The sequence below is a fragment of the Microcoleus sp. B7-D4 genome (genome assembly GCF_036705125.1).
Taxonomy (GTDB): Bacteria; Cyanobacteriota; Cyanobacteriia; order Cyanobacteriales; family Microcoleaceae; genus Microcoleus.
On the sequence record NZ_JAUBTT010000020.1, the window covers coordinates 1 to 17870 of the forward strand.

The following is a 17870-nucleotide window of genomic DNA, read 5'->3' on the forward strand; positions in this document are numbered from 1 at the left end:
GGGGGCACCGCCCCTACGGAAGGGTTTGTAGGGGCGGTGCCCCCGTGCCCGCCCCCACCCACAGATGATTTCATGGGCATTTCAGGCATCGGGGCTCTTCACGAGGGTTTGCCACTACAAGAAAATGAAACCGCCCTGCCCTCACTCCCCCCCTTGGTAACGGGAGGAAGCAATTTCAATCACATAACCATTCGCCACCTCACCGAAAATCAGATTCAAAGTTCCTACGCCGCCCGCAATAAAGGAATTCGCGCATCCACAGGCGAAATCATTGCATTTACCGATGCAGACTGTCGCCCGGAATCTGACTGGCTGGAAAATTTAGTTAAGCCATTTGTTGACTTAGAAGTAGGAATTAGCGCTGGGGAAATACTCGCATTGCCCGGTAAAACTATTTTAGAACAACACGCCGATCGCCAAAATACTTTATCTCAAAAACATACACTCGCTCACCCTTTTTGTGCTTACGGCCAAACAGCCAACTTAGCTGTACGGAGGCTAGTTTTACAACAAATAGGATTATTTCGCCCTTACCTCAGCAGTGGCGGCGATGCGGACTTATGCTGGCGGATTTTGCGGGAAACATCCTATAAAATGTATTTTGCCGAAAATGCGATCGTCCGACACCGCCACCGTTCTACAATAAAACAGTTGCAAAGTCAATGGTATCGGTACGGCGAATCTAATAAATATTTGCACGAACTCTACGGTGTCGATTTGATGCGAGAATTCACCACAGGGGAATATTTTTACCGGCTGGCTAGGTGGCTGTTAAAGGAATTTCCGGTGGCAGCGGCCAAAAGTGCGATGGCCCAAGCCGATATGGTAGATTTGTTTAATACGCCGATCGGTCTAGTGAATGTTAGGGCAAGGTCGATGGGACAGCGCCAAGCCAAACTTCCAGAATCAGCTTGGCAGATTGAGCGGTTTTAATCGGTTTTAATATTTTAGAGCAATAAATTATTGTGCGATCGCACTTGCGATCGACAAATATTCGTTTGTACACAATCCGCCCTTATATACATATAAGTATAGTTTATCAGTACAGATAAATAAGCTGAATCCGAAATATGAAAATTTAACGCAATACTTAATATAAAATTAATAAGTCTATTCTGAAGCGCTCGGTTTGACGAGGAGAAGAAACTCAGAGGCAAACCCCAAAATTTTCTTTACTTCTGCCTTCGGGCTTTTCACTGCTGTCGTCAGCGCGTTGGGAATTATTCTCATAATTTTAAATTTTTGTAACCTTTACAAGTAATGCCAATGGCTCAAATCTTACTCCAGACCGTTTGGTTTATACCTTGCTATCCACTCATCGGCGGAGTTCTGTCGATGCTGTGGTTTCCGGCAATTACCCGTCGCACGGGGCCAAGACCATCCGGTTACGTGAACGCCATCTTAACCTTGTTCGCTTTCTTACACGGCGTCATAGCCCTGACAGCTATCTGGAACCAACCGGCACAACACCAGTTAATTCCCTGGCTGAATGTAGCAGGTTTAGACTTAACCATTCCCGTAGAAATCTCTACTGTCACCGTCGGCGCGACAGTTTTGATTACCGGACTGAACTTGCTGGCGCAGATTTATGCTTTCGGTTACATGGAAATGGACTGGGGCTGGGCGAGATTGTTTTCCCTGATGGGGCTGTTTGAAGCAGGGATGTGCGGCTTGGTACTGTGCAATTCCCTGTTCTTCAGCTACATGATTTTGGAAGTTCTGACTTTGGGTACTTACCTGCTAGTCGGGCTGTGGTTCAATCAGTCTTTGGTGGTGACAGGAGCCCGCGACGCTTTCTTAACAAAGCGGGTGGGAGATTTATTCCTGCTGATGGGAGTAGTCGCAATTCTGCCACTGGCTGGAACTTGGAATTTTGACGAGTTGGCTGTTTGGGCTCAGACTGCAAAGCTTGACCCTACTGTAGCGACGCTGTTGAGCTTGGCTTTGATTGCCGGGCCGATGGGTAAGTGCGCTCAGTTTCCCTTGCACCTGTGGCTGGATGAGGCGATGGAAGGCCCGCTGCCGGCGACGATTTTGCGGAACACCGTAGTTGTCGAAACTGGTGCTTGGATATTGATTAAGTTGCAGCCGGTGATTGCTTTGTCGCCGAGCGGACTGAAGACAACTATTATTGTAGGCGCTGCGACGGCGGTTGGTGCTTCATTAATTGCGATCGCCCAAATTGACATCAAGCGCACGCTTTCCTATATAGTCAGCTCTTACATGGGCTTAGTATTTATCGCCGTCGGCACCGGACAAGCCCAGACAGCCCTGACATTAATATTTGCCTACAGCTTGGCAATGGGTTTGCTGGTGATGAGCATCGGTTCGGTAGTTTGGAACAGCATCACTCAGGATGTCCGCTCTCTCGGCGGTTTGTGGGCAAAGCGGCCGATATCGGCCATATCGTTTATTGTCGGTAGCGCTGGATTGGTGGGACTGCCGCCCTTCGGCTGCTTCTGGGCTTTAGAAGACTTCACATCCGGGCTTTGGCAAACTCATCCTTTGCTGTTAGGAATAGTGCTGTTTGTAAACGGCGTCACTGCTTTTGGGTTGATGCGCGTCTTCGGTTTAGTTTTTGGCGGCAAACCAAAGCAAATGACCGAACGTTCGCCGGAAGTTCACTGGCCTTTTATCTTGCCGATGACTGTTTTAATGGGCTTTACTTTGCACGTTCCGCACTTGCTGGCTGCGTGGCATTTATTGCCGGGGGCAAGTTTGAATTATACCGCAAGTGGACTGCTAGTTTTGTCAACGGCGATAGGCATCGGTGCCGGAGCATTTGTTTACCTGAACGAAAAATGGGAAAAACCGGTGCGAATTGGTTCTCAAGCTTTGCAAGACTTTTTTGCTTACGACTTTTACACTGCCAAACTTTACCGAGTAACAGTGATATTTGCAGTCGGTCTAGTTGCTCAAGTTATCTCTTGGATCGATCGCAATATTGTTGACGGTTTCGTAAATTTAATCGGTTTTGCAACGGTTTTCGGCGGGCAAAGCCTCAAATACAACGTTAACGGTCAAACTCAGTTTTACGCCCTAACAATTCTGTTCGGAGTTGCGCTTTTGGGACTGCTGATAAGCTGGCCGCTGCTAGCTCGCCTGTCGCTGATAGTAGGCGGGTAAAAAGATATAAATTTTAAGATTTTAGGTGACACTTTTAATCTAAAATCTTAAAAACATGAAGTCTTGCACAAAGATTTCCAACTCGTTCAAATAAGGCACATAAATGACCTCAAACAACAGACAATTCAATCTTTCCCGACGCAATTCCCTCAAATTTGTCGCAGGAGCCATTGGTACAGGGATACTTGCAGCAGGAGCAGGCGCTGATTTGGCTGCACCCGAACCAGCAATTGCTCAAAATGACTCGACTCCCGATGCAGCTCTGCAAAAGTTAATGGACGGGAACAAGCGCTTTGTTAACAGAAAACGCCAAAGTCCCAACCAAGACTTACCCCGCCTCGTCGAAGTTGCCAAATCTCAAAAACCCTTTGCTGCTGTTCTCGGCTGTGCAGATTCCCGCTTTCCTTCGGAGATTATTTTCGATCAGGGATTGGGAGATTTATTTGTGTGTCGCGTGGCCGGAAATGTTGCTACTCCCGAAGAAATTGGCAGCCTGGAATTTGGCACGCTGGTATTGGGAGCAAAAGTGCTGATGGTAATCGGGCATAAACGTTGCGGTGCGGTAGAGGCAACCATCAAAGGAGCTCAAGTTCCGGGTCAAATTGGCAGTTTGCTCGACGCCATTAAGCCGGCTGTAGAAAGCTCGAAAGGCCAAGCAGGCGATCATCTAGAAAATGCCTGCAAAGCCAATGTTGTGCTGCAAGCTAAGAGGTTGAAAGCATCTCCTGTTATCTCTAAGTTAATTGAGGAGAATAAACTGAAAGTTGTGGGTGGATATTACGATTTAGACACGGGTGCAGTCAATATTCTGGTTGAGTCTTGATGCAATTTTAAAGTTATAATTTGGGAAAAAAGTGAGCTCTAAATTCTCAAATTATCAACCATAAAAGCGTGCCAAATTGATAGTTAATATCAAATACAGCAGTTCTCAATAAAGTGAGGTATGCCCACGGAGGCCACGGAGGCCACGGAGGCCACGGAGGCCGCTTATCAAGCGTGTACCTCATGTTACTGAGAAAGGCTATAAGTTAGCATCGGAATAGTAAATTCGAGTTAACTGTCAACCGTCAACCGTCAACCGTCAACAATCATTCCGGTGCAAGCGGAATTGATATTACTCTTCACTCTTCACACATTATGCTTAGTGCCTTGCTCTGGTTGCCCGCGTTGGGCGCTGCGGTAGTCGGGTTTCTGCCCGGAAACATCAACGGGATGCGGTTGCGTTCCATTGCCTCAGCTTTTGCTGCTGTTGTTTTCCTGTTGAATATCTGGCTGCTGACTCAATTCGATCCCGCCCATGCGGGACTGCAATTTCAAGAATATTTGCCTTGGATTCCGCAATTAGGTTTGAGCTACAATTTGGGCATTGACGGCTTGTCTTTGCCGCTGCTGGTTTTAAGTGCATTGCTGACGCTATTAGTCATTTACGGCACTGGCGAAAAGATGGAGCGCCCCCAGCTTTACTACGCTTTGATTTTGCTAATCAATGCGGGTGTTGCCGGAGCTTTGATGTCTCAAAATTTGCTGCTGTTTGTACTGTTTTATGAAGTAGAATTAATTCCTTTTTATCTATTGATTGCGATTTGGGGCGGAAAGCAGCGGGAATACGCTGCCATGAAGTTTTTGATCTACACGGCAGTTTCGGGACTTTTAGTGCTAGCAGCATTTTTGGGTGTGGCTTGGCTGAGCGGTTCTTTAAATTTCGATTACAGTGCGATTACCACTCAAGAATTGCCGAGAAATCTGCAGTTAATCCTGCTCACACTTTTGCTAATTGGGTTGGGAATTAAAATTCCTTTGGTGCCGCTGCATACTTGGCTACCGGATGCTTACGTGGAAGCTTCGCCAGCAACAGCAATTTTGCTGGGAGGGATTCTGGCGAAGTTGGGAACTTACGGTTTAGTGCGGTTTGGCTTGCAGATGTTTCCCGAAACTTGGTCGATTATAGCTCCCGGTTTAGCGATTATCGGAACTGTGAGCGTGATGTACGGGGCTTTGAGCGCGATCGCCCAAAAAGACATCAAACGCATGGTAGCCTATAGTTCGATCGGGCATATGGGCTACATCCTGGTTGCCTGCGCCGCGGGTACGAAGCTGGCATTAATCGGTGCAGTCGGGCAAATGGTAAGCCACGGCTTAATTTTAGCTTTGCTATTTTATTTGGTAGGCATCATCGAAACCAAAGTTGGCACGCGGGATTTGGACGTGCTCAATGGTTTGATGAACCCGATGCGGGGTTTACCCACTGCCAGTTCCCTGTTAGTTTTGGGCGGCATGGCAAGCGCCGGAATTCCCGGCTTGGTGGGTTTTGTTGCCGAATTTTTAGTGTTTCAAGGCAGTTTCGCGATCTTTCCAATTCCCACTTTACTCTGCATTTTAGCTTCGGGTTTAACAGCAGTTTACTTTGTGATTCTGCTCAACCGCACCTGTTTTGGGAAGTTGGACAATGCCACGGCTTACTACCCTCCAGTTACGTTTGCTGAAAATATGCCGGCGCTGGTTTTGGCGGGCATCATTTTTGTGTTGGGAATTCAACCTGCTTGGCTGCTCAAGTGGAGCGAATCTACTACAAATGCGATCGTAGCCACTCTGCCGGCTGACAGAAATACCCAAGTTGCTATTAGCTATCCTGGGGAAAAGTCAGCGATTGAAATCGCATCTACACAAACGAAGTCCGCCAGGGAATGAATTCCCTGTCTAATAGCGAAAGTCCTCTTAAGAGGACTAATGAGTTTTCTAGTCCTCTTAAGAGGACTTTAGCTGTGAGGCAGGGAATTCATTCCCTGCCGGACTTAGGGACTATCGGTTTTACGTTAAGTTCTCACCAATAGGCAGAGGCTGGAAGTAGATAAATATTCAATTTCACTCAACCAAAGGAAGAAACAATGGTACAAACTCCTAATAAACCAGCAACTAAACTACCTCCTTCCAAACACGAATTTGCCGAAATAATTCACAGGCTAGAAGCTGGCGGCGCGATGATTCCAGATACGCCGGAAAATCTGATGCAAATCATCGCTATCTGGAAAGCTTACGCGGTGCCGATGGACTTTTACTGGCGGGATTTGCTTTACATCGCCGAACGGGTATTTTTACACCCGCTTCCCTTCTTTAAATACTTCTTGCCCCAGGAGTATTTAGACTTGCAAAATCACTATTCGGGCGACGGTGCAGATTTGCGGGTGTGGCGGGGGACTGGAAGCGCCCACCCGGAACTTTTGGAGTTCATGGAAAAGGGAGAAACTGGCAAACTCCCGCGGCTGTTTCACCATTTGTGGCACGATCGCATTAACATGGAATTTGCGGAAGAGTGCATGAGGGCGATGCTGTGGCACCGGGGCTTGTACGTGCCGACCAATCAATTCGATCCTTATTTGGACAGTGACGAATATAAGGCTAATGCCGATCGGGCAATTAAAGCTTACTTCAAAAAAGACCCGTTCATGCTGGCACTGCACAAAGCATTTCCAGAAATGTTTTTAGAACAGTGCCGCCAAATGTCTTATTACAGCAATCTCGGTTTATTCTGGGAAGTAATGGCACCGGTGTTTTTTGAAGTTTCGGATCTTTACGACGAAGGGAAAGTTACCACAGTCCCGCAGGCGATGGATTTCTTAGTAAATGGCATATTTGCCATCGCCGGACGCCCGATTTACCACCACGTTTACATCGACGGCGAGAAGTACGAAATTATCCCCAAATCTAAAGGTTTCACTTGGCTTTACGAAGCAGCGTTACCTTACGTGGAAGCTGTATTTTATCGCACTTCGCCATTCCGAGGCACCAAATCTTACAACGCTCAAGCTAGAGAAGTTCCTGACGACCAAAAAGACTTCCACTACGGAGTGCTTTATGCAGACAAATTCCCCGTAGGTACGGCGGGGATTCCGCCGACTTTGCTAGCACAAGATATGCTGCATTTCCTGCCGCCTTATTTGAAGGATTTCTACAAACAGCGCTGTCGCGGCGAAGATGATATCCTCAATCAAATTGGGGTGACATTTCAGCGATCGATGTATTGCGTAACTTCGGCGGTGATTCAAGCTTTGCGGACTGCTCTTTTGTATCCTTTAGATGATCCGAATCCAAAGCATTTGAAGGCAAATCGGGCTTTCTTTGAGTCTCAGATCGATCGCTTCTGTCGCCCGGAATACGGCATGAAATATGCTGCGAAGTTGAAGAGTATTCAGACTTCGGATTATAGGTAAAAGATGTTTTTGGGAGGCATCTTAGCTGAAAAGTCCGCCAGTCCGTTAGTCCGCCTGGGGTTGAAACCCCAGGCTCAAAGCTCAAGTCGGTTGAAACCGACTGGGAAAAATCAGAGCTTTTAAAGCCGTTTCAAAACTCCTATAATATTAAGCCAGTTGGCATCGTAATTATTCATATCTCTCTCTTCTCCTCTGATTTCTCTGCGTTCTCTGCGTTCTCTGCGGTTTAATCATTCCGATACAACCGGAAACGATATAACCAATAACAAATAACCAATAACTATGGACAGCAAAGAGCTAGCAAAATATATCGAAGCAACCGATGGGATTTCCAAACCTTGGCTGTTGGTGCAACTGCGACTGAAAAAATTACAAGAAAGGCGATCAGAGATTTCTGCTGAAGAGTATATGACAGAACTTACAGACATTCACAAAGATTTAATGAATCTGGGGGAATGGTGGCTGGGAATCGAGGATGAGGTTTTCTAGGCGATTTGAAGAATGCTAGGTGCGGGGATGGGTTCACCTTCTTCCTGCCAAGCTTCTAGATACATTTCGAGCACTTCTTCGCCATGTCGGATGGCTTCTTCGCGGGTTTTGCCGTGGGTACAGGGCATGACAACGCGCTCGGCAAACTCTGGAATCGTCACGAGGAAAAGTTGATCCTCGTCAGACCATTGGACGATCATACTGTATCGATTCATGAATCTTCCTCCTTTAACTCGTCGAGTTCGGCTAACAATATTGCCAACTGCTTCTCTAAATAGCGTGGCACATCATCTCCGTCTTTGCCTGGAATTGTTAATGTCTTCCCAATCAAAGGATGCTGCCATCTCTCATGGCTGCCTTTTCCGCGTTTTGGCAAATAAATAAAGCCCTCACGGCTAATCTGAGCTTTTAACTCGCGAATTTTTCTAGGCATGGTGATTGTCCATTTTCTACCTCCATTTTCTCACTTAGCCATTTATTTTAATTTTTCCTTGGCCCATTCTGGCAGTTGGTTGCCGGGGCGATCGCACTTTAAAATTTCTCCATCAAATCTTTTTCTTGGGCATAGACATCTCGTAGCTGTTGCAGCGCGGCCCCAGAAATGACCGATTTAACAGTAGCTACCAATTGGCCCCACTCCAGCAAGCTGTCAACGGAAACAGCTTTTTTGAAATTGTACGTGTAGAATTTAGTCCAAAATGCTGGTGCTTGCTTGCTTTTCCAGCGTTTGTACCATCTGCCAAAATCTTGAGGTGCGATCGGCTTTACTGCTAAAATCGGGGGAAAATCGGCGTAGCTGACAAAGCGGCTGATGCCTTTGGCGTGCACGTACACCATGTAGCGACAGCATTCGATCCGGTAAATCTCGTCTGCTGAGATATTGAACAGCAGTGCGACTGTTTCTTCTGTAACGAATCTCGCCAGCGGATGCAGGATAGGAGATTTATGAATTATTCTAGATTCTGCGATCGTTCGCGATTTTGCCGGAGTTTCTGATATCATGGCTAGTACACCTCTGGATATGGTTAGTAGACTTCTGGATATGGCAAATGCACTTTTTGATAGAAAGAAATAATCTGTCCAGATGAGGTTTTACAGACGATCGCCCTTTAGTTTTCCAGGCCGGGGGGCGATCGCTCTTTACATATAAAATTGTACGACGCAATTGCATCAACTGTCAAGCATGGGTTTAGTCAGGCTAAAAATTCGGGAACTAGCGGCGGAGAAGGGCTGGACGCTTAAGGAAGTATCCGATCGTTCCGGGGTAATTTATAGCACAGTCAGAAGCTATGCTCGTCGTCCTGAAATGGCAATGGTTGACTTTACTTGCCTGCGGAAGTTAGCTCGGACTTTTGATGTGATGATTGAGGATTTGGTTGAGGTTTTGGAGGAATAGGTCGATCGCCCTTTAGTTGTCCAGACCAGAGGCGATCGCTTTTTTAGATGCAATTATCTTAAAACGCAACTGCATTATTTGTCAAGCATGGGTTTAGTCAGAGTTAAAGTGCGAGAGCTAGCGGCCGAGAGGGGCTGGACATTCAAGGAGGTGGCTGAGCGATCGGGCGTGATCTATAGCACCATAACCAGCTATGCTCGTCGTTCAGAAATATCAATGGTTGACTTTACCGCCCTGTACAAGTTAGCGCGGGCATTTGATGTGATGATTGAGGACTTGGTGGAGATTATTGAGGAATAGGTCGATCGTCCGCGATTTTGCCGGATTTTCTGATATCATAATAGACTCATCTCTTGATTGTAGGTGTGTACATCTTTTTGTTGTAGATGTGCAGGACAGAGATTATCTGTCCACATTAGGTTTAATAGGCGATCGCCCTTAGTTGTCCAGACCAGAGGCGATCGCTTTTTAAGATATCTAATATTAAACGACAGCAGATTGTCATTTGTCAAGTCAGTATGAGCAAAGGCTTAGTGAGGTTGCGGATTCGGGAGTTTGCTGCCCAGAACGGCTGGACACTTAAGGAAGTTTCCGATCGATCGGGCGTTGGTTACAGCACCATCAGAAACTACGCCCAATGTCAAGGCATGACAACCGTTAATTTTGCCTACTTGCACAGGTTGGCTCGCACGTTTGACGTAATGATTGAGGATTTGGTGGAGATTTTGGAGGAATAGGTCGATCGGCCACGATATTGACGGATTTTCTGATATCATGGTGAGCCAACCTAAGAATTGCATCCACTCTCAAGCATGGGTTTAGTAAGAATTAAAGTCAGAGAACTAGCTGCTGAGAAAGGTTGGACATTCAAGGAAGTTTCAGAACGTTCTGGGGTAATGTACAACACTGTCAAGCATTATGCTCGTTGTCCAGGGCTGACAACGGTTGACTTTACTTTGCTGCGGAAGTTAGCTCGGACTTTTGATGTGATGATTGAGGATTTGGTTGAGGTTTTGGAGGAATAGGTCGATCGCCCTTAAGTTGTCTAGACCGGGGGCGATCGCTTTTTTGTATTTTTTACACTATAGCATGATTAACTGTACTTAGTCAAACATTATTGTACTTAATCGGACTGAGGATGGTAACATCAAGGAAAGTTGTTATTAATAGTTGATTATTCTTCGTGGCTAAAACTAATACTGCGATCGCGGTCAGTTCCGCGATCAAGGAAGTCATTCAAAAACAAGCGCTAGCGACCAGACTAACTCAGAAAGAAGTAGTGTATTTGGGAATGCTGGCAATTGATGCACTCGATAAGGAAAGCCGCCAAGAGTTGGCGGACAAGGTGCATCAAATGCAGATGAATGGGGAGATTTGAAGCTGAGGGAAACCAGGTCAACAGTGTAATCTTTACGGCAAAAATGGACTCAACTTTATCCAAGGTCGATCAGCTTTCGATGTAATATCAACAATCGGGGCTTGAGAATATTGGCTGCGTATCACGTCAATTTTCTTTCTTTTGCTTTCGACGTAGAGTTGCATCGTTAATTGGGGGCTCAAGTAAATCCACCATAGCAAAAACGGCGATATCAACTTCTTGCTTCTTCCTTGAGCAATTCGTTGCGGTGCAGCGCGGTTGTTGGGATGCTGGGGCTACCTCGGTGCTTTACGCCAACCATTGGCTTTAGCCTCTGACTCTGTGCAAAACCATCTCTCACCGCTAGCTGGATCGATAACTGTTGATTCGTAATCTTCCATGCCTGGAAGGTGATAAACCTTATTGCCTCTATCGATCGAGATGTTGCCTTTGATAGTACATCCTGGTTTTGCGATCGATGTAATTGGAGAAGGTGAACGACTAGGACTAAACTCCATTGTAAGAACCACAATGACAGCCAGAATCCCAATACCAAAAACTGTTTTGAGTACACCGCGTTTCTGTGGTTTCTGCTTTGTTGGTTCATTTCGAGGTGCAACACCTTGAATTGATGCTCTAGTTGCACGTACTTTCCCGTCTGTTTCAGCAACTTGCTCGTACAAAATCGTATCTCCGACTTTTGGGCGACGACTTGCTTCCTTCAGCGCACTGATATGCAAGAAAACTTCTTTACTGCCATCATCCGGTTTAATGAAGCCAAACCCCCGATCGTTTTTCCATGTTGTCAGTTGCCCTTTATTCAGAACAGGTTTCATAAAATTGAACTTTTATTCGTGCTTAACAGACTCAGCCAACCGCTTCACATTCTCTCGCCAATGAACATTAATCGGACTGTTACGAATATCAACTTCTAGGGTTACTTATTGTAACTAAGAATCTGTAGTATGTTCCAATCCGTTTTAAGTTTTGACTCGATCGCCCTTTAACTGAGGCTGGGTATCAAGCATTAAATCCCTTTGAATCCCACTTCCAGATCCATCTCTTTTGCCGGACTTACAGGAGGTTGAGGCGCGGATTGGGTTTGGTTGCGAAAAACACCAATTTGATTGAGAACGATCCCGATTAAAATGATGCTGCCGCCGATGTATTGAGCTGTTGTGGGCGTTTCCGATAAAATCAAATAGGCGGTTAAAATCCCCGCGATCGGACTAAACGAACTGGCGAGGGATACATCTGCAGCGCCCGTCGTTTTTAGTCCGGTAAACCAGCACAGTTGTCCGCCAACAACAATAATCGCACCATAGACGAGCATCCACTGCCAGAGGAAGGGCGCAAAAACATCGATAAAGTGGGTGGGAGTATATAAGATTAAAACGACAATAAAGAAAACAACTGTTCCCAGTGTTGTTCGGATAATAGAGAACAATCCTAACGGAATTTGTTTGAGCGTGACTTTACTAATAATCGTCGAAATGGCTAACGCGATCGCCCCGGATGCTGCCATCAATTCGCCTCTGCCGATCGTCAATCCGCCCATGCCCATCATATCGGTAGTCGGTGCTTGCAATACAATAGTCAGTGCAACACCGACAAACGAAACCATCGCCCCGGCAATCACCCAAAGATTGACGCGATCGCCCAAAATTAGAATGGACAGCGCTAAAATCAGAGGCGGCTCGATGCGTCCAATCAGTACCACATTATTGACAGCGGTTAAATCCAACGCCATAAAAGTTAAGGCTGGAGCCAATGCCCCAGATAGCAAAGAAATTGCGATCAACCCCCACCATGTTTTACTGGGAATCGAGCGGAAATTTTGCACCGTACATTGCTGGCGATAAACCAGGAATAAAACTGCTAACGCGCAGAGATTCCCTACAAATAAAACATTACAAAGTGAAATCAAATTTCTGCCGTCGATCAGGTTCTGCGCTCCTAAATCGGTCAGTTTGCGAATGACAGAGTTAGAGGCAGCAAAAATGAGGATTGCTAGTAATAAATAGGTTCGTCCAGGGATGCGGTTGAATAATTGAGACACGATAATAGGAACATGAATATATGATGCGTTCTCTTCTTTATACCACTGTTTCCTATGCGGTAATTCCTTACAGAAATATACAAAAAAATCCCCCGCCAGAAGGCAGGGGATTTGATTTAATTACCTACAAAACCAGAGTTCAGAGTTACCCGAATTTCCCGGCTGTCGAGGCAATTACAAAGGCCGCGTAAGTGAGGACGTTGCCCACAGTAAAGTGAACTAAGCCAACCAAACGACCTTGGACGATCGACAAAGCAACAGGCTTGTCTTTCCAGCGAACCAAGTTAGCCAAAGGAGTGCGCTCGTGAGCCCAAACCAAAGTCTCGATCAACTCTTGCCAGTAACCTCTCCAAGAGATCAGGAACATGAAACCAGTTGCCCAAACAAGGTGTCCGAATAAGAACATCCAAGCCCAGACTGACAAGTTGTTAGTACCATACGGGTTGTAACCGTTGATCAACTGAGAAGAATACAGCCAGAGGTAATCGCGGAACCAGCCCATCAGGTAGGTAGAAGACTCATTGAACTGAGCCACATTACCTTGCCAGATGCCCAGGTGCTTCCAGTGCCAGTAGAACGTTACCCAAGCTAGGGTATTCAACATCCAGAATACAGACAGGTACATGGCGTCCCAAGCAGAGATGTCGCAAGTACCGCCACGGCCGGGGCCGTCGCAAGGGAAAGCATAACCGAAGTCTTTTTTGTCCGGCATCAGCTTAGAACCGCGTGCATCCAGAGCGCCCTTGACCAAGATCAAGGTGGTGGTGTGCAAGCCTAGTGCGATCGCGTGGTGAACCAAGAAATCGCCAGGTCCGATCGCCAAGAACAGAGAATTAGTACCGCTGTTAATCCCGTCCAACCAGCCTGGGAGCCATACGTTGCCGTAGTTGGGCCAAGCGGTAGAAGCAATGCTGTCAGGGTTAGACAACAGCACGTCCATGCCGTAGAGAGCTTTTCCGTGAGCAGCTTGGATGAACTGTGCGAACACTGGTTCAATCAAGATTTGCTTTTCAGGAGTTCCGAAAGCGACTACAACGTCATTGTGAACGTACAAGCCGAGAGTGTGGAAGCCCAAGAACAGCGACACCCAGCTCAAGTGAGAGATAATCGCTTCTTTGTGCTGCAACACGCGATCGAGCACGTTGCCTTTGTTTGCTTCAGGATCGTAGTCCCGCACCAAGAAGATAGCTCCGTGGGCGAAAGCGCCGACCATGATGAATCCAGCAATGTACTGGTGGTGGGTGTAAAGCGCAGCCTGAGTCGTGAAGTCCTTACCTATGAAAGCGTAGGGAGGCATCGCGTACATATGCTGTGCTACCAGGGAGGTAATTACGCCCAAAGCAGCGAGGTGAAATGCCAGTTGGAAGTGCAGGGAGTTGTTGTAGGTTTCATACAAGCCTTGGTGAGGCAAGTTGAACTGTCCTTCACTCTTGCCGCCGACCAAACCAGCCTTAGAATCCAACATCTCTTTGATGCTGTGACCGATACCGAAGTTAGTCCGGTACATATGACCGGCAACGATAAACAGAACTGCGATCGCCAAGTGGTGGTGAGCGATGTCTGTCAGCCACAGGGATTCTGTTTGAGGGTGGAAGCCACCCAAGAAAGTCAGAATTGCGGTTCCCGCGCCTTCGGAAGTACCGAAGACATGGTTCGCTGCATCTGGATTCTCGGCGTATACGCCCCAGTTACCACTGAAGAACGGAGCCAAACCGGCCGGGTGAGGCGGGGTAGACAGGAAGTTGTCCCAACCTACGTGCTGTCCGCGAGATTCGGGGATAGCAACGTGAACCATGTGACCAGTCCAAGCCAAAGAGCTGACACCGAACAAACCAGCCAAGTGGTGGTTGAGGCGAGATTCAGCATTTTTGAACCAAGACAAGCTGGGGCGGTACTTGGGCTGGAGGTGCAACCAACCTGCGAACAGGAATACAGCCGCCAGTAGTAGCAAGAAGATAGCTCCTTGATACAGGTCGGCGTTTGTCCGAATCCCTTGGGTGAACCACCAATGGTAGACACCGGAGTAAGAGATATCCACCGGGTTAGAAGCGCCCCCTTGAGTGAAAGCTTCTACTGCAGGAGCGCCGAATTGCGGGTCCCAAATCGCGTGAGCGATCGGGCGGACGTTTAGAGGGTCTTTAATCCACTGTTCAAAGTTACCTTGCCATGCTACGTGGAACAGGCTGCCCGATGTCCACAAGAAAATGATTGCTACGTGGCCGAAGTGAGAAGCAAAAATCTTTTGGTAAAGATTTTCTTCGGTCATGCCATCGTGGCTTTCAAAGTCGTGTGCTGTGGCAATCCCGTACCAGATCCGCCGTGTGGTCGGGTCTTGGGCAAGGTCTTGGCTAAATTTTGGAAATTTCGTTGCCATAAGCCTTGATTAATCCTGAATCCTGAACAAAATTGAAGGGATTCGGTTCGGAGTTTGGATTCTCGATTTGAGATTCCTCCCAAATCGAGAATCCAAAACCTAGGGGTAGTTTACCCTACCGAAATGATTCGCGCTAGGAAAAATGCCCACGTAGTGACAATTCCTCCTAGGAGGTAGTGAGCTACACCCACAGCCCGACCCTGAATAATGCTCAGAGCGCGAGGCTGAATCGACGGAGCTACCTTGAGCTTGTTGTGAGCCCAAACAATCGACTCAATCAGTTCTTGCCAGTAGCCGCGGCCGCTGAACAGGAACATCAAGCTGAAGGCGAAGACGAAGTGTCCAGCTAGGAACATCAGACCGTAGGCCGACAGTGCCGAACCGTAGGACTGAATCACCTGAGAAGCTTGCGCCCACAGGAAGTCCCGCAGCCAGCCGTTAATCGTGATCGAACTTTGTGCGAAGTTGCCGCCGGTAATGTGAGAAATTGTGCCGTCTGACGATACTGTTCCCCACACGTCCGACTGCATTTTCCAGCTAAAGTGGAAAATCACGATCGAGATGCAGTTGTACATCCAGAACAAGCCTAGGAACACGTGATCCCAACCAGAAACTTGGCAGGTGCCGCCACGGCCTGGGCCGTCGCAAGGGAACCGGAAGCCCAAGTTGCCTTTGTCAGGAACCAAGCGAGAACTGCGTGCAAACAACACGCCCTTCAAGAGAATCAGGACTGTAACGTGAATGGTGAAAGCGTGGATGTGGTGGATCATGAAATCCGCCGTACCCAACTCGATCGGCATCATCGCTACTTTGCCGGCGACTACTACTGCACCGCCGCCAAAAGCGTGGCTGACGATTTCCGTAGCATTAGGCGCTGTTGTGCCCGGAGCCAAAGCGTGGATGTTTTGCACCCACTGGGCAAATATCGGACGCAACTGAATCCCGGTATCCGAGAACAAATCTTGAGGACGACCGAAAGCGCGCATCGTGTCGTTGTGAACGTACAAACCGAAGCTGTGGAAGCCCAAGAATATACAAACCCAGTTCAGGTGGGAAATGATCGCATCTCTATGACGGATCACGCGATCCAACAAGTTGTTGACATTTCCAGCGGGATCGTAATCCCGAACCATGAAGATTGCTCCGTGAGCGGCTGCTCCAACAATCAGGAATCCGCCAATCCACATGTGGTGGGTGAACAGGGATAGCTGAGTCGGGTAGTCGGTCGCGATGTACGGATACGGAGGCATCGCGTACATGTGGTGGGCGACGATGATGCTCAGAGAGCCCATCAGTGCCAAGTTAATCGCCAGTTGCGCGTGCCAAGAAGTAGTCAGGATTTCGTAGAGACCTTTGTGACCTTCACCAGTGAAGGGGCCTTTGTGGTTCTCTAGGATTTCTTTCATGCTGTGGCCGATGCCCCAGTTCGTGCGGTACATATGACCAGCCACGATGAACAGCACTGCCAAAGCCAAGTGGTGGTGTGCTGTATCAGTCAGCCACAAACCGCCTGTGGTGGGGTTCAGACCGCCTTTGAAGGTCAGGAAGTCTGTGTATGCGCCCCAGTTGAGGGTGAAGAAGGGGGTTAAACCTTTAGCGAAACTCGGGTAGATGTCAGCCATCAAGCCCGGTGTCAAAATCCACTCGTGCGGCAGGGGGATGTCGGCAACTGTTTTGATCAGCTTACCGCCGACTGTCAGCGGTGCACCTGCATCGATCGCGTCCATGCAAGCATTGATCGGCAGAGCCACGTGAATTTGTTGTCCTGCGAAGCCCAAGCACCCGCAGCCTAACAAAACTGCCAAGTGGTGGTTCATCATCGATTCCACGTTCTGGAACCATTCCAGTTTCGGAGCGCGGACGTGATAGTGGAACCAACCGGCAAACAGCATCAAAGCTGCCATTACCAGGGCGCCGATCGCAGTGCAATATAGCTGGTATGAGTTAGTGATGCCGTTGGCGCGCCACAGTTGGAATAGACCAGAGGTGATCTGAATCCCGTGAAAGCCGCCGCCTACATCTGCATTTAAAATTTCTTGACCAAAAATCGGCCAGACCACTTGAGCGCTGGGCTTGATGGCTGTAGGATTTGTCAGCCAAGCTTCGTAATTGGAAAATTTAGCGCCGTGGAAATATGCGCCGCTCAACCATACGAAGATTACTGCCAAGTGGCCGAAGTGAGCGCTAAAGATTTTGCGCGAAACGTCTTCTAAGTCACTTGTATGACTGTCAAAGTCGTGAGCGTTAGCGTGGAGGTTCCAAATCCAAGTGGTGGTTTTTGGCCCCTTAGCTAGAGTGCGATCAAAATGACCGGGTTTTGACCACTTCTCGAAAGAAGTTGGAACCGGATTCTTATCGACTACTACCCTAGCTTTTACCTCTCGCTCTGGAGGACTAATGGTCATGAAGACTCTCCTCTCGGTAAGACAAGGAACGAGAACTGAACACTGTACCGGACACTCCCCACGCTTGATTAGGCGGGGGATTCTCGAAAAAGCCGACACTACACGGCACTTTACTCTTTGCAGAGCTAGACGCAGGTGCATCGTCTCCCCAAGCATTTTGCTTCTGTGAAGAAGCCAGTTTCCCAGTGTCGCTAACAATGTGCCTGGGTACTGCCAACTCTTCTCGCTATCTGGAGCCGCCGATCGCGTCCTTGATTCAGACTTGATACGCCTGCTCCTTTTGAGGGAGTTTTATGAATTATAAGCTTGCTAGAGAAGTATTAATCGCTTGTTAACAATACTTAAAAAAGGCTCAATTCTTGATGTAATAACGCCTTTAAATCCCACAGTCCCTCAAAAAAGTCAAGGGGTACTGCCATTAACTTTACAAAACTCAAAGATAAGGTAATTTAGGAA

19 protein-coding genes are annotated in these 17870 nt (G+C 47.7%); 11 read left to right on the forward strand and 8 right to left on the reverse strand.

All coding sequences use genetic code 11. From position 1 onward, the window contains the following. The first annotated feature begins 72 nt into the window (after positions 1–72). From QUB12_RS10495 to QUB12_RS10520, 6 genes are all read left to right on the forward strand, one after another. Positions 73–933, forward strand: a complete 861-nt coding sequence (locus tag QUB12_RS10495; RefSeq protein ID WP_333306695.1) for a glycosyltransferase — start codon at positions 73–75, stop codon at positions 931–933. A gap of 333 nt (positions 934–1266) precedes the next feature. Then, the gene (locus tag QUB12_RS10500) at positions 1267–3126 is read left to right on the forward strand and encodes an NAD(P)H-quinone oxidoreductase subunit F (protein ID WP_333306658.1); all 1860 of its coding nucleotides are present in this window, start codon (positions 1267–1269) and stop codon (positions 3124–3126) included. Between the two features lie 103 nt (positions 3127–3229). Continuing rightward, positions 3230–3949: a carbonic anhydrase gene (locus QUB12_RS10505; RefSeq protein WP_333140524.1), complete on the forward strand. Its 720-nt coding sequence runs from the start codon at positions 3230–3232 to the stop codon at positions 3947–3949. Positions 3950–4263: 314 nt separating this feature from the next. Beyond that, entirely contained in the window at positions 4264–5814 is a 1551-nt protein-coding gene (locus QUB12_RS10510) for an NADH-quinone oxidoreductase subunit M (protein WP_333306660.1), read from the forward strand. A gap of 197 nt (positions 5815–6011) precedes the next feature. Then, a complete protein-coding gene (locus QUB12_RS10515) occupies positions 6012–7334 on the forward strand; it encodes a CO2 hydration protein (RefSeq protein WP_333140520.1) in 1323 nt (440 codons plus the stop codon). Between the two features lie 282 nt (positions 7335–7616). Beyond that, positions 7617–7823 carry a hypothetical protein gene (locus QUB12_RS10520; protein WP_333140518.1) on the forward strand — a complete coding sequence of 69 codons (207 nt, stop codon included), beginning with the start codon at positions 7617–7619 and terminating at the stop codon, positions 7821–7823. Here QUB12_RS10520 and QUB12_RS10525 read toward each other — a convergent pair. The 3 genes from QUB12_RS10525 to QUB12_RS10535 form a co-directional block, all read right to left on the reverse strand. After that, positions 7820–8038, reverse strand: coding sequence for a type II toxin-antitoxin system HicB family antitoxin (locus tag QUB12_RS10525; RefSeq protein WP_190739155.1), 219 nt, complete (start codon positions 8036–8038; stop codon positions 7820–7822). The genes QUB12_RS10520 and QUB12_RS10525 overlap by 4 nt on opposite strands. After that, entirely contained in the window at positions 8035–8256 is a 222-nt protein-coding gene (locus tag QUB12_RS10530) for a type II toxin-antitoxin system HicA family toxin (RefSeq protein ID WP_333140516.1), read from the reverse strand. The genes QUB12_RS10525 and QUB12_RS10530 overlap by 4 nt, the downstream gene beginning before the upstream one ends. A 98-nt stretch (positions 8257–8354) precedes the next feature. After that, positions 8355–8825, reverse strand: a complete 471-nt coding sequence (locus QUB12_RS10535) for a hypothetical protein (protein WP_333306663.1) — start codon at positions 8823–8825, stop codon at positions 8355–8357. 181 nt (positions 8826–9006) lie between these two features. Between QUB12_RS10535 and QUB12_RS10540 the strand changes: the two genes are divergently transcribed. The 5 genes from QUB12_RS10540 to QUB12_RS10560 all read left to right on the forward strand — a co-directional run bounded on the left by QUB12_RS10540 (position 9007) and on the right by QUB12_RS10560 (position 10597). Continuing rightward, positions 9007–9219: a helix-turn-helix domain-containing protein gene (locus QUB12_RS10540; protein ID WP_006631307.1), complete on the forward strand. Its 213-nt coding sequence runs from the start codon at positions 9007–9009 to the stop codon at positions 9217–9219. Positions 9220–9306: 87 nt separating this feature from the next. Beyond that, entirely contained in the window at positions 9307–9519 is a 213-nt protein-coding gene (locus QUB12_RS10545) for a helix-turn-helix domain-containing protein (protein ID WP_006631308.1), read from the forward strand. 218 nt (positions 9520–9737) lie between these two features. Then, on the forward strand, positions 9738–9956 hold the full coding sequence (locus QUB12_RS10550; RefSeq protein ID WP_293135490.1) for a helix-turn-helix domain-containing protein: 219 nt from the start codon (positions 9738–9740) through the stop codon (positions 9954–9956). 75 nt (positions 9957–10031) lie between these two features. Then, entirely contained in the window at positions 10032–10244 is a 213-nt protein-coding gene (locus QUB12_RS10555; RefSeq protein WP_242717445.1) for a helix-turn-helix domain-containing protein, read from the forward strand. Between the two features lie 158 nt (positions 10245–10402). Further along, entirely contained in the window at positions 10403–10597 is a 195-nt protein-coding gene (locus QUB12_RS10560; protein WP_333140510.1) for a hypothetical protein, read from the forward strand. A gap of 32 nt (positions 10598–10629) precedes the next feature. On the opposite strand, the gene QUB12_RS37560 is transcribed toward QUB12_RS10560, so the two are convergent. From QUB12_RS37560 to psaA, 5 genes are all read right to left on the reverse strand, one after another. Beyond that, complete coding sequence (locus tag QUB12_RS37560; protein WP_445252016.1) at positions 10630–10761, reverse strand: DUF6939 family protein; 132 nt, start codon at positions 10759–10761, stop codon at positions 10630–10632. A 111-nt stretch (positions 10762–10872) separates the two neighbouring features. Next, on the reverse strand, positions 10873–11412 hold the full coding sequence (locus tag QUB12_RS10565; RefSeq protein ID WP_333140508.1) for a cold shock domain-containing protein: 540 nt from the start codon (positions 11410–11412) through the stop codon (positions 10873–10875). A 191-nt stretch (positions 11413–11603) separates the two neighbouring features. After that, positions 11604–12635, reverse strand: a complete 1032-nt coding sequence (locus tag QUB12_RS10570) for a DMT family transporter (RefSeq protein WP_333140506.1) — start codon at positions 12633–12635, stop codon at positions 11604–11606. Between the two features lie 145 nt (positions 12636–12780). Further along, entirely contained in the window at positions 12781–15009 is a 2229-nt protein-coding gene (gene psaB, locus QUB12_RS10575; protein WP_333140504.1) for a photosystem I core protein PsaB, read from the reverse strand. A gap of 110 nt (positions 15010–15119) precedes the next feature. Further along, on the reverse strand, positions 15120–17414 hold the full coding sequence (gene psaA / locus QUB12_RS10580) for a photosystem I core protein PsaA (protein WP_333140502.1): 2295 nt from the start codon (positions 17412–17414) through the stop codon (positions 15120–15122). Positions 17415–17870 lie beyond the last annotated feature (456 nt).